Raw genomic sequence first — 18558 nt, 5'->3', positions numbered from 1 at the left:
AAATATATTAATATGACGACTCAGATTGTAATTAGTTACAAGTAATATAAGTTTTACTTGGCATAACAATTGACTTATATAATCGAGTGAAATAGTGCGTGTATTTGTAGTGTGCTGTTTATCAAATAATTAAAAGTTAAAAAGTGCATTTGGTATTGTTGTTAACAATATACAAATGTCACTATGACATATATACAAGATATGAGTAAATCAAAAATTATACATTTAGACAATTTGTCGCTTCAAGATGCTTTTAATGAAGATTCAGAATTGATTCCTTTATTAACTCCTGAAGATGAAGAAATAATAAATAAAGAAAAAGTACCTGAAGAGCTGCCAATTTTACCGTTAAGAAATACGGTATTATTTCCTGGTGTTGTAATTCCTATTACAGCGGGTAGAGATAAATCTATTCAGTTAATAAAAGATGCAAATAAAGGAGATAAAGTAATTGGTGTAGTTGCTCAGAAAGATGGCGATGTAGAAAACCCAGGTTTAAATGATATTCATAAAACCGGAGTTGTAGCACAGATTTTACGCGTTCTTAAAATGCCTGATGGTAACACAACAGTTATCATTCAAGGAAAAAAACGTTTTGAGATTGATGAAATTACACAAGAAGAACCATACTTAAAAGCAAAGGTTAAGGAAGCGATAGATGATAAAGAGGTTGATGACGAAAAAGAGTTTGACGCTATTATAGAATCTATTAAAGAACTGGCATTAGAGGTTATTAAAGAAAACCCAATGTTACCTTCTGAAGCTTCTTTTGCAATTAAAAACATAAAATCAAACTCATTTTTGGTGAACTTTATTTCATCAAATATGGATTTAAGTGTTGCTAAGAAACAAGTATTACTAGAAAAAGATAACTTAAAAGAACGCGCTTTATTAACGTTAAAAAATTTAGACAAAGAACTTCAGAAATTACAATTACGTAATGATATTCAATCTAAAACACGTTCTGATTTAGATCAGCAACAGCGTGAATATTATTTACATCAGCAGTTAAAAACCATTCAAGATGAATTAGGTGGTGTTTCTCATGATCAGGAATTAGATCAAATGAGAATAAAGGCTAAAACAAAAAGGTGGAATAAAGACGTTGCTGAGACATTTGAAAAGGAATTGAATCGCTTAAAGCGAATGAATCCTCAAATGGCAGAATATGGTGTGCAACGTAACTATTTAGAGTTAATGTTAGAATTGCCTTGGAATGAATATTCTAAAGATAAGTTCGACTTAAAACGTGCTCAGAAAATACTAGACAGAGATCATTTCGGATTAGAAAAAGTTAAAGAACGTATAATCGAACATTTAGCTGTTTTAAAATTACGTGGAGATATGAAGTCGCCAATTCTTTGTTTATATGGTCCTCCAGGTGTAGGTAAAACATCATTAGGGAAATCGGTTGCAGAAGCATTAGGACGAAAATATACAAGAATGTCGTTGGGTGGTTTACGTGATGAATCTGAAATTAGAGGTCATCGGAAAACATATATTGGGGCGATGCCAGGACGTTTAATTCAGAACATTAAAAAATCGGGAACATCAAATCCTGTATTTGTTTTAGATGAGATTGATAAATTAAGTCAAAGCAGTCAAGGAGATCCTTCTTCAGCAATGTTAGAAGTGCTAGATCCTGAACAAAACACTGAGTTTTATGATAATTATCTAGAAGTTGGTTACGATCTTTCTAAAGTGTTATTTATTGCAACGGCAAATAACTTAGGTCAAATTCCATGGGCATTACGTGATCGTATGGAGATTATTAATGTTACGGGTTATACGATTGAAGAAAAAATTGAAATAGCTAAAAAATATTTGCTTCCAAAACAGCTAAAAGAGCATGGATTAACACCAGAACATTTAACGGCTGGAAAAAAACAACTAGAAAAGATTGTTGCAGGTTATACGCGTGAATCAGGTGTGCGTGGTTTAGAAAAGCAAGTAGCTAAAATAGTTCGTTTTGCAGCCAAATCAATAGCGATGGAAGAGGAGTATAGCATTGCTTTATCAGACTTAGATATCGAAGCTATTTTAGGACCTGCTCGTTTAGAAAGAGGTAAGTACGAAAATAATGATGTTGCAGGTGTTGTTACTGGTTTAGCATGGACAAGTGTTGGTGGTGATATTTTATTTATAGAGTCTATTTTATCTAAAGGTAAAGGAAACCTTTCTATTACAGGTAATTTAGGTAAAGTAATGAAAGAGTCTGCTACAATTGCTATGAAATACATCAAAGCAAATGCTGAGAAATTCGGAATTAAACAAGAAATTTTAGAAAAGTACGACGTACATATTCACGTACCAGAAGGCGCAACGCCAAAAGACGGACCAAGTGCAGGTATTACGATGTTAACTTCATTAATGTCGGTTTACACACAACGTAAGGTGAAAAATAAAATCGCCATGACAGGTGAAATTACACTGCGTGGAAAAGTATTGCCAGTAGGTGGAATTAAGGAAAAAATATTAGCAGCTAAGCGCGCAAATATTAAAGAGCTTATTTTATGTATCGAGAATAAAAGAGATATTGAAGAAATAAAAGAAAGTTACTTAAAAGGTTTAACATTTCATTATGTAAACGAAATGAGCGAGGTAATCGATATTGCGCTTACCAAACAAAAAGTAAAAGATGCTAAGAAATTAGTGTAAATTCAAAAGCCTCTCAGTAAATCGAGAGGCTTTTTTTATCTTTAATTTTATCAGAAGCTAATTCCAGCTTTCCGCACTCGCTCTCTGCGAGGAGCTCAAACAAATGCTACAATCTGGGCTAAACTATTTTATAAAGTTTTAGTGAAAGCTTAAAAATTTGCTTTTTTATGAAATTTCATTTTCTCTTTAGTAATAGGATGTGTAAACTCTAAAGTATCTGAATGTAAATACAAACGGTTAGCTTTTTTTCCATACAAGTCGTCACCTATAATTGGTGTATTTAATCCTAAACTATGAGAAGCATGCATTCGTAATTGATGTGTCCGACCAGAAATAGGGTAGAAGTGTACTTTTGTTTTTCCGTTTTTTCTTTCAATAACCTCCCATTTCGTTTCTGCAGGTTTTCCGTGTTCATAACATACCAATTGTCTTGGTCTGTCATCTAAATCTACACGAAGTGGTAAATTAATTATCCCTTTATTATCAGTAATAATTCCATCTAATAAAGCCGTATATCTTTTTTTAACCGTTTTATTAATAAACTGACTTTGTATAATTTTATGCGCTTTTTTGTTCTTGGCTAAAACTAATAAACCCGAAGTAGCCATATCTAAACGATGCACAATAATGGGACCCGAAATATCTTTTACTTGTTGTTTAATACGAGAATAAACCGAATCTTGAATATGAATTCCAGGAACAGATAAAAAGTCATTTGGTTTATAAATAACAATTAACTCATCGTCTTCAAAAATAGTTTCTAATTCTTTTCCAATAGCAGGATTTTCTAATAATGGATTCGTATCCATTTCAATCCCATCTAGCATATGTGTTAAAATAGGTTTGCATTTTCCTTGGCAAGCCGGATAAAACTGTTGGTGTTTCCTTACTTCTTTATTTGGCGATTTTCCCCACCAAAACTCTGCCATTACAATAGGTTTTAAATCGTGTAAAAAAGCATATTGCAATAATTTAGGAGCAGCACATTCGCCAGTTCCTGCAGGAATATTTTGCACAGAAGTATTCGTAAATAATTCACTCAAATTTTTAACTTCTTTTCTTGAATTTAAAAACTGATATTGCTCTGATATATAAACCTGTAAAGCTGTGGATTTAGTTTTGCGTTTTTCTTTTAGTAACGCTATTTGATTGGTATAAACGAATAGCTTTTCTTTAATAGGTTTTAAAGAATGTTCCCAAAAACGAGTTACATTATTCAAGTAATGTTTGGCATCTAAACTCTCTTTACTTAAAATGTTTTTTAAAGTTTCATATTCTTCAGATGATAACTCGGTAAATGCTTTTTCTCTTTTTAGTTTTCGAGCAGCTTTAGCTATTTTTAAAGCTTCTTTTTTTTCTGTAATATCAGTAGTAGCCTTGTTTGTTTCTTGTTCGTGTAGAGTATGTAATTTTAAATAATCAGTAGTATTCTCTAAACGATCTAACTCAACACTTATATTCCTTAAAATTTCTTTTTCCTTTAAGAAAAACGAATCTTTAGTAAGCATATCGTAAACAGGTGGAACAAATTTTTTATGCTTGTTTTTTTCGCCTAACTTACCAGAAACAGCAGTTATATAGCCAATTTCATTTTGTTTATTTTGCACCACTAAAACTCCAAACATTTTTCCTGTAATAGCACCTTCTTTAGAATTGTTTAATCCGAAATTATGTTCAAAATCTGTTTGTGTATTCAAATAATTCTGCACTTCTTTTGTAGCTAACCTACACAATAAATGAGGTTCGTAATAAAACGGAAAAGTAAACTTTTTAGGAAGCTGTATTTCGTTTACGGAAGTCGAAAAATATTGAAAATATGTTTGCAAAATTATGTTTTTATGTAAAATTACAATAAAAATTATTTTTTAATTGCTTCACAAACCAGTTTTTCTATTCACAAAAAAGAAACTAATTAATTAAACTCTATTACTATATTTGTTTTATGACTAGAATAAAAGCAATACTTATTGATGACGAGCAAAGTGCTAATAATGTTTTAGTAAATTTATTAGAAAGAACATCTAACAGTATTGATGTAATTGCTACAGGTAGTAATTTAGAAGACGGTGTGGAAAAAATTAAAAAATTACAACCAAATGTTGTTTTTTTAGATGTTCAAATGCCTAATTATGCAGGTTATGAAATAGCATTTTTTTTTGATGAAATAAACTTCGAAATTATTTTTGTAACTGCTTACGACCAATATGCTATAAAAGCATTTGAACTAAATGCTATTGATTACCTAGTTAAGCCAATTGATAGAAATAAGTTAAATATAGCTCTTGAAAAACTAGAACAAAAATTAGAACAAAAAAATCAATTAATAGACTATCAGTCATTATTAAAAACGATAAAAGATAAAAATTATAAAAAAATAGTAATTCCTGAATTAGGAAATAGGCATATTATTGATTTAAAAAATATTATTTCTATAGAGGCAAGTGGTGCATATAGCGTTATACATTTAAAAGAAAATAAAAAAATTACTACTAGCAAAAACCTTAAATACTTTGAAGGAATTCTTTCAAAAGAACCTTCTTTTTTTCGTTCTCATAGAGGATGGATTATCAACTTAAATTTTGTGAAATTCTTAAATAAAACAGATTTAGTTGTAACTTTAGCTAACACTACTCTTAAAGCAAAAATTTCAAGAAATAGAATAAATAATTTTGAAGAAACAATTAAATAACATTTCAAAAAACACATATAAGTCTAAAAAAAAACTTGCGTTAAGTATACTTTTTTTTGCTTCATTTATAATTTTCGCACAAGAACCTATAACAATACACCTCACGGAAAAAGAAGGGCTACCTGATAAAGAGTTTTATGATATTTTTGAAGACGACAAAGGTTTTATTTGGTTGTGTGCAGACAAAGGTTTTTTTAAATACACTGGCAAAGAGTATAAAGAATATAATAACATAGAACAACGAGGACTCTCAGTATTTGGCGTTCAACAAGACCCTAGAAAACGAATTTGGTGTAATAATATTTCTGGACAATTCTTTTATGTCGAAGGAGACAAATTAACTTTATTTATTGATTTAAATAAACAGCTAAAAGGAGTTCTCGCGAAGTTTTTTGTGAAAAAAAACTATTTATGGGTATTTACAAGATCAGATATTTATCAAATTAATTTAATTACAAGAGAAATAAAAACTATTATAAAAGCTAAAGCTTATATAGGAGGTGCTATTAGTTATAACAATGCTATTTACTATCAAACTATTGACTCAATATGTAAGGTAACTATACATAATAAAATTAAAAGTTTTTTAGCAAGAAAATTAGTCGTTAGAAATAAAAAAGTAAAACCAATTCCTCCAACTAAATCAATTAGTTTTAAGTGCGGTATAGATTTATTTTTGATGCAAGAAAATGGTTTTGATAATGTTATTTTTAAAATAGATACATTAAAAAAATGTATAAAAATTATCAATGGTTTTGACGATATTAATAAATATGGAACGCATACTATTTTTGAAAACGATAAAGAAGTATGGTTTGGTACTAATAAAGGTGTTTGGGTATATGAATATGTTAAAAATTGTTTTCAATTGAAAAAACATTTTTTAAAAGATAAAAATGTAACTAAAATACTAAAAGATAAGGATAATAATTACTGGTTATCAACATTAAATAATGGAATATATCTTATTCCTAATATTAATATTGAAACTAGTAATATATTAAATAAAAATATTAGTAGCTTAGATAAACTAAATGATAGCACATTAGTTTTTGGACTTAGAAATGGAAATTTAGGTTTTTATAACACAAAAAATTACAAATCAAAAATTATAAAACTACCAACTAATGATAGAGTATCTGCTATTAAATGCCTATCAAATAATATTATTTTAGTTAGTAAAGATATTACTTCTTATGTACTTGATTATAAAAAGAATCAATATGTTAAAACAGATACATATCAATCCGTTAAAAGTTTCTCTATAGTAAATGATAATATATTAGGTGCAAGTTCTAACACTGCTACCCTACTTAAAAAATCAAATATTATGCTTAAAAAGGATTTTTTTCGTGGTAAAGTAAAAACAATATCTAGGGGTAAAAGAACGTATACATCTTATTACAATGAAAAAAAGAAAGAGGTATATATTTCATATGTAGACGGTTTAATGGTGTATGATAGTACTTGGAATGCCAAAAGTATTCAATATAACAACAAATTTATTTATGCCAAATCAATAACAAAAACAACTAATGGTGTTATTTGGGTTGGTACTTTTAAAGATGGTATTTTTGCTATAAAAAACAATTCCGTAGTTAATCATTACACTACTAAAAGTGGATTAACCTCAAACAATATTGAAAAAATTAAAGCTGATAAAAATACGTTATGGATTGCTACAGATAATAGCATTCAAAAGTTTAACACAACTAGTTTACAGTTTAAAAAGCTTACAAAAAAAGAAGGTATTCCCTCTTACGACATATCTGGTATAGAGTTTATTAATAAAAAAGTGTTTTTCTCTTCTAATGAAGGTTTATTTTCTATAAACAAGAAGAAAACTTTTAAAAAATACAATCCAAAAGTTTACTTTAATACATTTCAAATTAATGAAAAAAATACATTGATAAAACCAGAATACGTTTTAAACCATACTCAAAATACGATAAAAATAGGATTTAATGTTACAGGGTTTTCGTTTGATAAAAATGGAAAATACAAATACCGATTAAAAGGAATAAATAATAATTGGATTCTTACAGAAGCAGGAGTAAATACAGTAAAATATAACAGTTTACCATCAGGAAATTACATATTTCAAGTACAACCATATTTAGAAAGCAACCAAAATGGATATAAAATAAAAGAGTTAAAATTTACTATAAAAAAAGCTTTTTGGACAACATGGTGGTTTAGAACAGTTATCTCTTTTTTACTTCTAGGAAGTATAATCCTTTATTACAAAGTAAAATTAAATAGAAAAGAAAAAGAACGTCTTACACAATTAGAAAAAATAAACTTAGAAAAAGAGCTCATCGCAATTAATCTAACAGCTTTACGCTCACAAATGAATCCACACTTTATATTTAATGCCTTAAACTCGATACAAGATCTAGTATTAAAACAAGATACAGATGCTACTTATGATTCTATTGTTTTATTTGCAGAGTTAATACGTAATGCCTTAAGTTATTCTAACCAAGATTTTATTTCAATAAATAAAGAGTTACAATTTTTGAGCGTTTATTTACAATTAGAAAAATTGCGGTTTGGAGATGATTTTAATTACCAAATCTCCTTTAATTCTAATGAAGCCTTAGAGGTACCTTCATTACTTATTCAACCTTTTATTGAAAATGCTTTGGTACATGGATTAATGCATAAAACAGGAAAAAAAGAACTCTCAGTGGTATTTAATTTTACTGAAGAAGTATTACAGTGCGTTATTACCGATAATGGTATAGGAAGAGAAAAAAGTAAAGCTATAAAAATTAGACAAGGAAATCATCACAAATCTTTTGCTTTAAATTCTATAAAAAAACGCTTAGAAATTTTTCAAAAACAATACGCTGCTAAAGTAGGTTATATTATTGAAGATTTACAGAAAAATAATAATTCTCAAGGAACTAGAGTCATTGTGTCTATGCCTTTTAAAAAACGTTTCTAAATTCTCATTTTAACAGGTTTTATAAAAAAAAGACTACTCACAAACTCAAATTGTTATTCATAAAACGTTTTACCTTAAAATCGTTATGATAAGTTTTATTTAACATTTTATAAAATGTAATATTATGACTTTTCACTCATCAAATTTAACAATCTCTAACACCAAACTATACATTCATGCAGATGCTACTGTTATTTCAGAAAAAGCAAAAATAATTTCAGGAGAATTAGAAATTATAGATGAATATTTATATAAAGGACATTCTACAATGACTAATTATGTATATATCAATGCTCCTATCGAGAAAATGATAAATGTACTTGTAACATATGATGTTTTATATTTTTTAGACGATTTTTTTGGAGAAGATACAAATATAGGTGAACTACCTAGCATAGTTAAACTTTTAGAAATATGGAGAGATAGTAAAAAACAACATTCTAGTGTTCCTAAAATCAATAAACTATATAATGCTATATACTATATCAGTAACATTTTAAAGAGTAGCAGCCCTGATTCTTTCTTTCAAAAGTATACCAACTCAGTTGTTGAACATTTATCTTTATCGTTAAGTAAAAAAAAATACAATACTGTAAATGAGTATATAAAAATAAGATTAATAACTGGAGGTATGTATTTACTTATTGATTTAATTGAGTATGTACATTCTATATACCTTAGTAAAGAGCTGTTAAATAATCGGAATTTATTTATTAGAAAATTACAAAGACAATGTGCTTTAATAGGGGCTTTATCAAACGACCTATTTTCATACGCTAAAGAAAAACACAGTTCATATAATTTAATAAATGCATATATAATAACTAAAGAAGCTATTAACTACAATGAAGCTGTTATTAAATCAATACATAAGGTAAACGATATTCATGCTGATTTTAAATCAACTTTAAAAAAAGCTAAGCGCAAATCAACATCTCTGTTACTAAATGATAAATTAATGGTAAATAAATATTTTGATGCTTTAAATGTAATTGTAGCATCTTCATACCATTGGCAAAAAACAACCAATCGATACTATCACCCTAAAAATGTATTTCAAGATATGCAAACAATGTCTGATTATTGATAAAACATTATCCTAGTTGCAAAAGAAAACATTGTAGGGTAATGAATACCTAATACCAATTTAATTAAGATTAAAAGGTTTTCAAGGAAGCTATTTTAAATTCTCTATATTTTTCTTTTACAAACTCAATTTATCATTCACAAAGTCGTTTATTATAAAAACTAATAAATGAAGTATTGTTGTCTTTAAATTAAACAACCTGTAAAAATAAAAGGATGAAAAAAATATTTAAAGCATCAGTATTATTTATAATATGTACAGTATTAGCCTTCGTTAGTTGTGATAAGGAAGACAATATACTTATAAACACAGCCCCAGAAATAAAAGCACAAACCTTTAATTTCTCTGAAGATTTAGGACCTAATAATATTATAGGAAAAGTAATTGCTACCGATCTTGAAGATGATAAACTTAGTTATAATATTAAAACTAATAGTAATAATCTATTTAAAATTTTTGATAACGGAAATTTAAACCTTGCAGCAGGAATGTCTTTAGATTATGAAACAGCTAAAAAACATACAATTACTATTGAAGTATCAGATGGAAAATTAACAGCATCAGCAATAATATCTATAAATGTTATTGATGTAGATGAGAACGTTGCACCTGAAATTGTAGCACAAGGTTTTGATGTAGATGAAAACATAGATACCGCTACAGAAGTAGCAAATATTGTAGCCACGGATGCCAATAATAATACTTTAACATACACTATTATACAAAATGCATTTCAAAATAGTGATACGTCACTACCTATGTTTGAGTTTATACAGAGTAACTCTGGAGAGTTACGTTTAGCTACAAATCGTTTTTTAGATTATGAAAATGAAACATCATATCAAATTATCGTAGAAGTTTCTGATGGTGTATTAACAGCATCTGCAGACATTACTATAAATGTAACTAATGTAAATGAACCACCACAAATTAGAGATAGTAGTGTAATAAATGACCCTGCAGAAGATATTACTGATACCGTTGTTATTGGTACCATTGTAGCAACAGACCCTGAAGGAGATGCTATCACATATTCTTTAAGCAATAACCCAAACAATTTATTTGAAATAAATACCAATGGTGAAATTAGTTTAGCAGCAGATAAAAGTTTAGATTACGAAACAGCTACTACCCATAATATTACCATACAGGTTTCTGATGGTTCTCTTTCTTTAACGGAAGATATTACTATTAATGTTACCGATGTTGTAGAACCAACTAGTAATGGATTTATTACAACTTGGAAAACCACTACTGCTAACGAAAACATAACAATTCCTACCAACAACAGCTTAACTTATAATTATACTGTAAATTGGGGTGATGGTAGTACTAGTACTAATCAAACGGCTAATGCTAGACATACTTACGCTAACTCAGGTATTTATGAAGTGGTGATTACAGGCGATTTTCCTGCTATTTACTTTAATAATACAGGTGATGCAGATAAAATACAAACCATAAAGCAATGGGGAGATATTATATGGAAATCTATGAACGGTGCTTTTTATGGTTGTACACAACTTACTTATACAGCTACTGATGTCCCAGATTTATCTTTAGTAACAGATATGTCAAATACATTTAAAAGAGCAAGGTCATTTAATGGGAATTTAAATAATTGGGATGTAAGTACTATCACTAATATGTTTAGTATGTTTAACGATGCTAAATCATTTAACGGGAATTTAAATAACTGGGATGTAAGTAATGTAAGTAATATGGCAGCTATGTTTAGTTTTGCAATTGTTTTTAATAGTGATATTAGTACTTGGAATGTAAGTAGGGTTGTTAATATGAGTAGTATGTTTAGGGCTGCACTAGCTTTTGATCAAAATCTGAACAATTGGGATGTAAGTAATGTTAATAATATGTCGGTAATGTTTAACGATGCAGCTTCTTTTAATAGTAATATTAGTAGTTGGAATGTAACCAGAGTAAGAACTATGAGACTTATGTTTACAGATACTACTTTTAATCAAGATATTAGTAGTTGGAATGTAACTAATGTTATTGATATGGCTTTTATGTTTAATAATGCAAGTTCTTTTAGCCAAGATTTATCTAATTGGAATACAGCTAATGTAACAAGTTGCAATGGCTTTAGTGCAAATTCTGCATTAACAGCTGCACAATTACCAACCGCAGGAAACTGTTTCTAGTTTAACTTAAAAAAAAGCTACTTGTACTTTGCAAGTAGCTTTTAAACTTTTAATAAATATTACAATGAAAAAAATAATTTTAGCACTTACTTTATTAATAACAACAGTATTAGTATCTCAAAACAGTTTGTTTGATAATATTTCAGAGAAAGATCAATATCAAGAATATACAAAAGCTTGGGATAAAGAAGGTGATGGTACTTATAAAATTAGTGAAAAACGATTTGTAGTCAATTTTAAAATTAAACGTCTTTCAACTGGTGAAGGCTATAGCATAGCTGCTGTTGTAGCTGAAGGTGAAAAAAAAGGAGGTGGATATAATGTTGTAAATGGACATTATGAATGTAATGGGTATCCTTATGAAAGTGTTATACGACATAAATATAAAAAAGACGGTATTGTAGCTATAGGAGACTATGTGTTTGTGCTTGAAGATATTTCTAAAGACGGTACTTCTTTTAAATTTATTGACGATATCTATGTTAAAATAAAAGGAGGAAATACTACAGGTAAAAAGAAAAAGAAGTCTTTTTTTCAAAGATTAAAAGAAGCGAAAAGCAAGTCTAAAAAGAATCCAGATTATGGGTCCGAACACAAAGCCTTACAAAGTAAAAATCTAAAGAAGTTAATTACTGATTATTTAGTTGCTATGAAAGCTAAGCAAAATGCTAGAACAGCAAAAGAAAAACAAGGCGATAAAAATATTATAGCCGAAAAGAATAAAGGAGAACAAGACATTAAACGATATAATGATTCTATTAAGGCAACTCCAGAGTATAAAGATTTACAAAGAAGAAAAAGGCTAAACGAAGCGAATTATAAAGGGGCTAAAGCAAAAAATACAGTAACTCTTCGTAACAATAGCAGTCATACAATTTATGTAGGCAGAAGTGGTAGTCGTAATCCAGGAACAAAAATTAGTGCAGGAGTCACAACCTCATGGAGTTGTGATAGAGATGCTTATATACAAACAATTAGTTCTGACGGAGCATATAAATCTTCAAATAAACTAGTATATCGTAAAAATTCAGGGTGTGGTAAAACCATTAGTATCAACTAAAAATCATTTTAATTTTGAAAACACTTTTAAAATATTTTTTCATCGTACTTACACCTTATTTTCTTTTTTCGCAAAACGAAATACTAACAAAAAATATTAACGGAATCTACCATTTATTAGAAGCAGAACGTGGTATTGGTAATAAACCAACCAAAACTAAAACTTTTCAATACGGAATGTTTGGGAGAGATAAAGTATTAGCTATTGCCGCTTGCAAAAAATGTATGCCTGCAATGTATAAGTATAAAGAAGACGAAAGTAAGCAACTTGGTTTTCCTGTTTTTTATAATGATTACGGCTTATTTGTTTTTACCTATGATGAAGATAGTTTTGTAATCGTTAAAATATCAAATAAAAAAGATGCAGATGCTACTGATTTTTCTTTCAGTAATTTTTATAGTAAGACTAAATCAAAAGTTGATAGTATGACCAAGAAAAAAATAAAAGACTTTATTTTAAGTTTCTCTTAATATCTTAAGGAATAATTAAATATTAATTTTAAAAAACAATAAAGAGACTATTTCAAATAAATAGCCTCTTTATTGTTTTCTTATCTATTCTATGCTTTTTTGATTTACTTAACACTTAAAAATGAAAAGTTATAACTAACACCAAAATTTAAATAAGTACTACTTAATTTACCTCCTCGTGCTTTAACGTATCCTAATCCACCACGTACATTTAATTTATTCGTTAGTTTGTAATTTAGTCCCATGCTTGGTTTTACAATTAAACCTTGTCCCGTACTAATTCCACCACCACCTGCAGCACCACCTAAAAGTTGGGCAAAAATTGATGTTGTATTGTTAAAAAAAGTATTTGATTGTATTCCTAAACCAACAATACCTTCCGCATAAGCACCAGCGTCACCAAAATTAGCAAAAGATGTTTGTCCGGCTCCATAAATATACTTATTAAAGAAAAAGTTTATTTGCAAAGAAATTTGATGCATGTTTTGAGTATATCCACCATCATTATCTCTTGCAGCACTTAAATATAAATCTTGTTTTATAATTGTTTCTAAACCTTTAAATTTTCCGACCTTATACTTATCATCTCCAGAAACACCATCTTTATCTATATAATATTTTAAACCAAAGCCTAAAGTAGATGCTTTAAAATGTGAATCAGGCGACATTAAATATCCTTTGTTAATTGAAGCGTATATATTATCAAATAATTTTTGTTCGATAGAAATATCAGGATAGATTAAAAATCCACCTTTGGTATCAACACCACCGCCACCGCCAGCACCAACACCAAATTTAGCTAAGATGTTTGTACGGTTTTTATTCATTGATAAATGATAACCACCACCTAGAAGAACATCCATATATCCAGCTCTAATTCCGTGATAGGCACCATCAGCTTTTACGAAAAAAAAGAAGTTTTTATTTAAGTATGAGTTTAACTCGAACCCAGCTAAGCGTATCGTTTTATCTTTATATGAACCTTTTGTTACAGATAAATTATTTAAATGTACGAGTAAAGATATTTTGTTAGCAGGCGTATTCCAAGAACTATTTTTTAGCTCATCAAAAGAAAAAGAATTTTCACGTTCTTTAAAACTTGTCGTATTAAAAGATAAAGGTACTTGAATAGCTACATTAAATTGACTACTATTAATGGTTCCTCCATCAAAAAAATCGACATAACTATAACCTGCAGTTGTAGAGAAATATTTAAAATCATACCCTAAATTAAAATGAGGTAAAATAAAAGCACCACCACCATCAGGAGCAGAAGCACCACCACCACCTCCAAAATGAAAGCCAGTATCTATAAATAGTTTGTTGGTTATTTTATGTTGAATTCCTGCATTGATACCTAAAGTAAAAAAACCACCTCGAATTCCGCCAACAGCACCATAAATACCTACACCAATATAACTCCATTTATTGGGTTTTAAATTATAATGGACTCCTGTAAAATCCATGTTTTTCTCGTTATCGGGCATTTTAATAGATAAAAAATCTAGTTGCCCGAAGCCAATTTGAGTTTCTTGCTGAGGAATTTCAGTTTGAGCGTGTAAAAAGTAAACACTCAAGGTAAAACATACCATGAGTGCTTTTTTACTAATTTTAAATAGCATTTATATATTATTTTTAAGGGTGTATTTTTTGACGTTCTCCATTAATATATGAAGCAACAAAAGCATCTTTAAAGCCTATTTTTATTAATTCTTTTCTTAACGATTTAGCTTCACTTAAAGATTCGAATAAGCCTATAGAATACTTAAAATATCCATCTTTTATGGTAACCGTTGAAGGGATAGTGGATGTAGAGATTAAAGCATGGTTTTTTTTAGAGAAAACACCAATCTGAACAGAATAAATTGTTTTATCACTTGTGTTATCTATAACAGCATCAATAGTTTCATTTAAATTTTCTTCACCAGCAACAGAATCACCACTTCTAGCAGCTCTAGCATTTGCTCTTACAATACTATCTAGTACCCTTACGTTTTCACTCTTTCTTATTGTAGCCTCATCTTCAGATGAAATAAATGAACCACCAGTATTCGTGTAAAAATAATAAGCAGCTCCAAGTGCAGCTCCTAGCATTAAACCTAATATGATAGGTAACATTATAGATCCTTTTTTAGCGGAAGTAAGCGCTTCTTTGGTTTCTTCTAATTCGCTTTCTGCTTCTTCTCTTTTAAGCTTTGCATTATCTAAGTCTTCTTGCATTAAATGAAACTTGTCTTCTTCTATAAAAGGCATAATTGTAGGTTGATTTTTGTTTAAAAATATTTTACTAAAGTACAATTTTTTTTTAGTCCTGCTTTTTAACAGTGATTATCACTGTTTTTGAAGCTGGTGTGTGACTAATTCTTGCTTTACTTTTTAGTGGAACTAACACATTTGCTTCAGGAAAATAAGTTGCAGTACATTGTTTAGGTATGCTATAAGGAATTACTAAAAATCCTATTGCTTTCCTTTCTTCTCCTTGAAAATGACTTGTTAAATTTACTTTGTCTAATTTTTTTAAACCTTGATTTTTCATGTCATCAGGATTCATAAAAACAACTCTTCGTTCATTTAAAATTCCGCGGTAACGATCATTTAAGCCATAAATAGTAGTGTTATATTGATCATGCGTACGAATGGTCATCATCATAAATTGATTATGCTCTAAAACAATATCTGAAGGTAAATTTGTAGAAAAATTCGCTTTTCCTGTTAAAGTAGGAGAGAAGTTGTTTTCGCGTGCATTATTTGGTAAATAAAAACCTCCTTTTACACGAACTCTTTCATTGTAGTTATCAAAACCATCAATGGTGGTTTCTATTTTAGAACGAATAAAATCGTAATTGGTAATTAATTTACTCCAGTCAACCTTAGTGTTCTTCAATGTAGCAGCAGCAATACCAGTAACAATAGCAGGTTCGCTTAATAAATGTTTAGAAGCAGGAGTTAAATGTCCGTTTGATTGATGTACAACACCCATCGAATTTTCTACAGTAATAAACTGGTCTCCGCTTTTTTGATTATCTTTTTCTGAACGACCTAAACAAGGAAGAATTAATGCTTGCTTACCATGAATTAAGTGACTACGATTTAGTTTTGTTGATATTTGCACCGTTAAATCACAGTTTTTTAAAGCCTCAGCTGTATACTCAGTATCTGGAGTTGCAGAGATAAAATTACCTCCCATCCCTATAAAAACACTTGCTTTTTTCTGATACATAGCCTCAATAGCAGCAGTAACATCATAACCGTGTTTACGTGGGGCATTAAATTGAAATTCTTTTTCTAAGTTATCTAAAAAATCACTTTTAGGCTTTTCCCATATTCCCATGGTTCGATCACCTTGCACGTTCGAGTGGCCTCTTACAGGGCAAGTACCAGCACCTTTTTTACCGATGCTTCCTTTTAATAATAGTAAATTAACAACTTCACGAATATTATCTACTGCATTTTTATGCTGTGTTAATCCCATTGCCCAACAAATAATAATTTTATCATTACTGATAATCATATCTGTAGCTTCTTTAATTACTTCTAAAGACAAGCCTGTTTGGGGTAATAATTTGTCTATTGAATATTTGTCTAAATCAACTAGAAATTGTTCTAAACCGTGTGTTTTTTCCTTTATAAATTGATGATTAAAAACATTTCCCGATTTTTCTTCTTCAACTTTCATCATCTTTAAGATGATTTTTAACAAGGCAACATCTCCGTTAATTTTTACTTGTAAAAACAAGTCAGTTAACTTATCACCAGCGCCAAACCATTTTAACGGATTTTGTGGATCTACATAATTCATTAAACCAACTTCTGGCAACGGATTTATAGTGATTATTTTTCCGCCATTCTTTTTAGTGTCTTTTAATGCAGTAAGCATTCTAGGGTGATTTGTTCCTGGGTTCTGACCTATAACAATAACTAAATCAGCATGATTAAAGTCATCTAAAGTAACAGAGCCTTTACCAATTCCGAGTGTTTCTGAGAGTCCGCTACCGCTACTTTCGTGACACATATTAGAGCAGTCAGGTAAGTTATTGGTACCAAATTGACGTACAAATAATTGGTATAAAAACGCAGCTTCATTACTAGTTCTACCTGAAGTGTAAAAGATTGCTTCATCAGGAGATTTTAAGTTGTTTAAATTAGCACCAATAAGATTAAAAGCCGCTTGCCATGATATTTCTTCATAATTATCAGCTCCTTCTTTTAAAATCATCGGATGAGTGATTCGTCCACTTTTACCAATTTCATAATCAGACCATTCAGACATTTCTTGTACTGAATGTGTTGCAAAAAAAAGCGGAGATACTTTATTCATTGTAGCTTCTTCAGCAACTGCTTTTGCACCGTTTTCACAATATTCTGCTAAAAAAGCTCTTTTCTGATCTGGATCTGGCCAGGCACAACCTGGGCAATCAAAACCATTAATTTGATTGATATTTTTAAGTAAACTAATTCCTTTAGCTACACCAGTTTCAGAAAAAACATGATTTAAAGCCGATTGTATTGCTTTTGTACCTACAGCTTTTTTTGGAATCTTTATAAGTTCAATTCCTGTTAATTTTTCAGGTGGTTGTGCCTGTATTTTTTTATCACTCATAATTTATATATTGAGGATTAGCGTATACTGTCATCTTGTTATTTCTACTAAAACCTATTAGGCAAATGCCAAATTCTTTCGCAAAATCAACTGCCAAAGAAGAGCAAGCAGAAACTGCTATAATAATAGGGATTTTAGCAAAAAAAGCCTTCGAAACAATCTCGTATGAAACGCGACCGCTTACAAGCATATAGCTTACTTCTTTTACTTTTTTTTTATTGATTAAATCGCCAATACATTTATCAACTGCGTTATGACGACCAATATCTTCTTTGATAGTTAAGAGTTCCTTTTTTTTATCGAATAAAGCACAAGCATGACTTCCTCCTGTGTTCTTAAATAAAAACTGTAACTCATTCATTTTTAAAAACATATCAAATGTTATGTTAATTGATTCATTATATTTTTTACTAAGAGGTTCATCACTTGTTTTTAGGTCTTTTAATTCTTTTTTTCCGCAAATACCGCAAGATGAAACTGATAAAAGTGTTCGTTTATTAAGGTAGCCTTTTCTTAATTTTTTATTTGGGATACTAACATTTAAGATGGCTGAAAAATCATTATTTACCTCAATAATATCTATCTTTAATTCATCATTGCTTTTGTAAATGTCTTCTGCGTACAAAAGTCCCCTTATAAGCTCGTTATCGTCTCCAGGAGTTCTCATAACAACAGTATAAGACTCATTGTTTATATTGATTTGAAGTGGTGCTTCAATAACCAAGTTATCATCTACTTTTAAAGCGGAGTTTTCTGATAGTTTTATAGATTGATATGTGCTTGCTTGTTTCATGTTATAAACAAAAGTACTTAAAAGTAAATGATTTGAAAAACCTTAGTGAATAACAAAATTTTTTAAAGATATCTTTCGAAACTATAAGG

At 29.4% G+C, this 18558-nt stretch carries 12 protein-coding genes; 7 read left to right on the top strand and 5 right to left on the bottom strand.

Annotated elements, in window-relative coordinates; translation table 11 throughout:
- Nucleotides 1-183: 183 nt before the first annotated feature.
- Entirely contained in the window at nucleotides 184-2658 is a 2475-nt protein-coding gene (gene lon, locus AC28QF_RS01490; RefSeq protein ID WP_488200128.1) for an endopeptidase La, read from the top strand.
- Nucleotides 2659-2807: 149 nt separating this feature from the next.
- Here the strand turns inward: lon and AC28QF_RS01485 are convergent, their stop codons facing one another.
- Nucleotides 2808-4484: an RluA family pseudouridine synthase gene (locus tag AC28QF_RS01485; RefSeq protein ID WP_488200129.1), complete on the bottom strand. Its 1677-nt coding sequence runs from the start codon at nucleotides 4482-4484 to the stop codon at nucleotides 2808-2810.
- A gap of 116 nt (nucleotides 4485-4600) precedes the next feature.
- Between AC28QF_RS01485 and AC28QF_RS01480 the strand changes: the two genes are divergently transcribed.
- From AC28QF_RS01480 to AC28QF_RS01455, 6 genes are all read left to right on the top strand, one after another.
- Nucleotides 4601-5347, top strand: a complete 747-nt coding sequence (locus tag AC28QF_RS01480) for a LytR/AlgR family response regulator transcription factor (RefSeq protein WP_488200130.1) — start codon at nucleotides 4601-4603, stop codon at nucleotides 5345-5347.
- Nucleotides 5328-8297, top strand: a complete 2970-nt coding sequence (locus AC28QF_RS01475) for a sensor histidine kinase (protein ID WP_488200131.1) — start codon at nucleotides 5328-5330, stop codon at nucleotides 8295-8297. Before AC28QF_RS01480 ends, AC28QF_RS01475 begins: the two co-directional genes overlap by 20 nt.
- Before the next feature lie 124 nt (nucleotides 8298-8421).
- The gene (locus AC28QF_RS01470; protein WP_488200132.1) at nucleotides 8422-9384 is read left to right on the top strand and encodes a terpene synthase family protein; all 963 of its coding nucleotides are present in this window, start codon (nucleotides 8422-8424) and stop codon (nucleotides 9382-9384) included.
- Between the two features lie 215 nt (nucleotides 9385-9599).
- Nucleotides 9600-11546 (top strand): BspA family leucine-rich repeat surface protein, encoded by a 1947-nt coding sequence (locus AC28QF_RS01465; RefSeq protein ID WP_488200133.1) that lies wholly within the window; start codon nucleotides 9600-9602, stop codon nucleotides 11544-11546.
- A gap of 64 nt (nucleotides 11547-11610) precedes the next feature.
- Nucleotides 11611-12606: a hypothetical protein gene (locus AC28QF_RS01460; protein WP_488200134.1), complete on the top strand. Its 996-nt coding sequence runs from the start codon at nucleotides 11611-11613 to the stop codon at nucleotides 12604-12606.
- Nucleotides 12607-12620: 14 nt separating this feature from the next.
- Nucleotides 12621-13076, top strand: coding sequence for a hypothetical protein (locus tag AC28QF_RS01455; RefSeq protein WP_488200135.1), 456 nt, complete (start codon nucleotides 12621-12623; stop codon nucleotides 13074-13076).
- A 104-nt stretch (nucleotides 13077-13180) separates the two neighbouring features.
- Here the strand turns inward: AC28QF_RS01455 and AC28QF_RS01450 are convergent, their stop codons facing one another.
- The 4 genes from AC28QF_RS01450 to fdhD are packed head-to-tail and all read right to left on the bottom strand — an operon-like array spanning nucleotide 13181 to nucleotide 18469.
- Nucleotides 13181-14698, bottom strand: coding sequence for a hypothetical protein (locus AC28QF_RS01450; protein ID WP_488200136.1), 1518 nt, complete (start codon nucleotides 14696-14698; stop codon nucleotides 13181-13183).
- Nucleotides 14699-14711: 13 nt separating this feature from the next.
- Nucleotides 14712-15329: an SPOR domain-containing protein gene (locus AC28QF_RS01445; RefSeq protein WP_488200137.1), complete on the bottom strand. Its 618-nt coding sequence runs from the start codon at nucleotides 15327-15329 to the stop codon at nucleotides 14712-14714.
- A 52-nt stretch (nucleotides 15330-15381) separates the two neighbouring features.
- Nucleotides 15382-17676, bottom strand: coding sequence for an FdhF/YdeP family oxidoreductase (locus AC28QF_RS01440; RefSeq protein ID WP_488200138.1), 2295 nt, complete (start codon nucleotides 17674-17676; stop codon nucleotides 15382-15384).
- Entirely contained in the window at nucleotides 17669-18469 is an 801-nt protein-coding gene (gene fdhD / locus AC28QF_RS01435; protein ID WP_488200139.1) for a formate dehydrogenase accessory sulfurtransferase FdhD, read from the bottom strand. The genes AC28QF_RS01440 and fdhD overlap by 8 nt, the downstream gene beginning before the upstream one ends.
- Between the last annotated feature and the right edge of the window lie 89 nt (nucleotides 18470-18558).

The organism is Tenacibaculum sp. M1.3A (assembly GCF_057732375.1).
The sequence above is the reverse complement of the archived record's forward strand: the minus strand, read 5'-3'. Positions and strand labels throughout refer to the sequence as shown.

Bases quoted from the DNA above. Each gene is read 5' to 3' on its own strand.
- AC28QF_RS01440 (WP_488200138.1), bottom strand. From the start codon at position 17,676: ATGAGTGATAAAAAAATACAGGCACAACCACCTGAAAAATTAACAGGA.
- fdhD (WP_488200139.1), bottom strand. From the start codon at position 18,469: ATGAAACAAGCAAGCACATATCAATCTATAAAACTATCAGAAAACTCC.
- AC28QF_RS01480 (WP_488200130.1), top strand. From the start codon at position 4,601: ATGACTAGAATAAAAGCAATACTTATTGATGACGAGCAAAGTGCTAAT.
- AC28QF_RS01470 (WP_488200132.1), top strand. From the start codon at position 8,422: ATGACTTTTCACTCATCAAATTTAACAATCTCTAACACCAAACTATAC.
- AC28QF_RS01450 (WP_488200136.1), bottom strand. From the start codon at position 14,698: ATGCTATTTAAAATTAGTAAAAAAGCACTCATGGTATGTTTTACCTTG.
- AC28QF_RS01460 (WP_488200134.1), top strand. From the start codon at position 11,611: ATGAAAAAAATAATTTTAGCACTTACTTTATTAATAACAACAGTATTA.
- AC28QF_RS01465 (WP_488200133.1), top strand. From the start codon at position 9,600: ATGAAAAAAATATTTAAAGCATCAGTATTATTTATAATATGTACAGTA.
- lon (WP_488200128.1), top strand. From the start codon at position 184: ATGACATATATACAAGATATGAGTAAATCAAAAATTATACATTTAGAC.
- AC28QF_RS01445 (WP_488200137.1), bottom strand. From the start codon at position 15,329: ATGCCTTTTATAGAAGAAGACAAGTTTCATTTAATGCAAGAAGACTTA.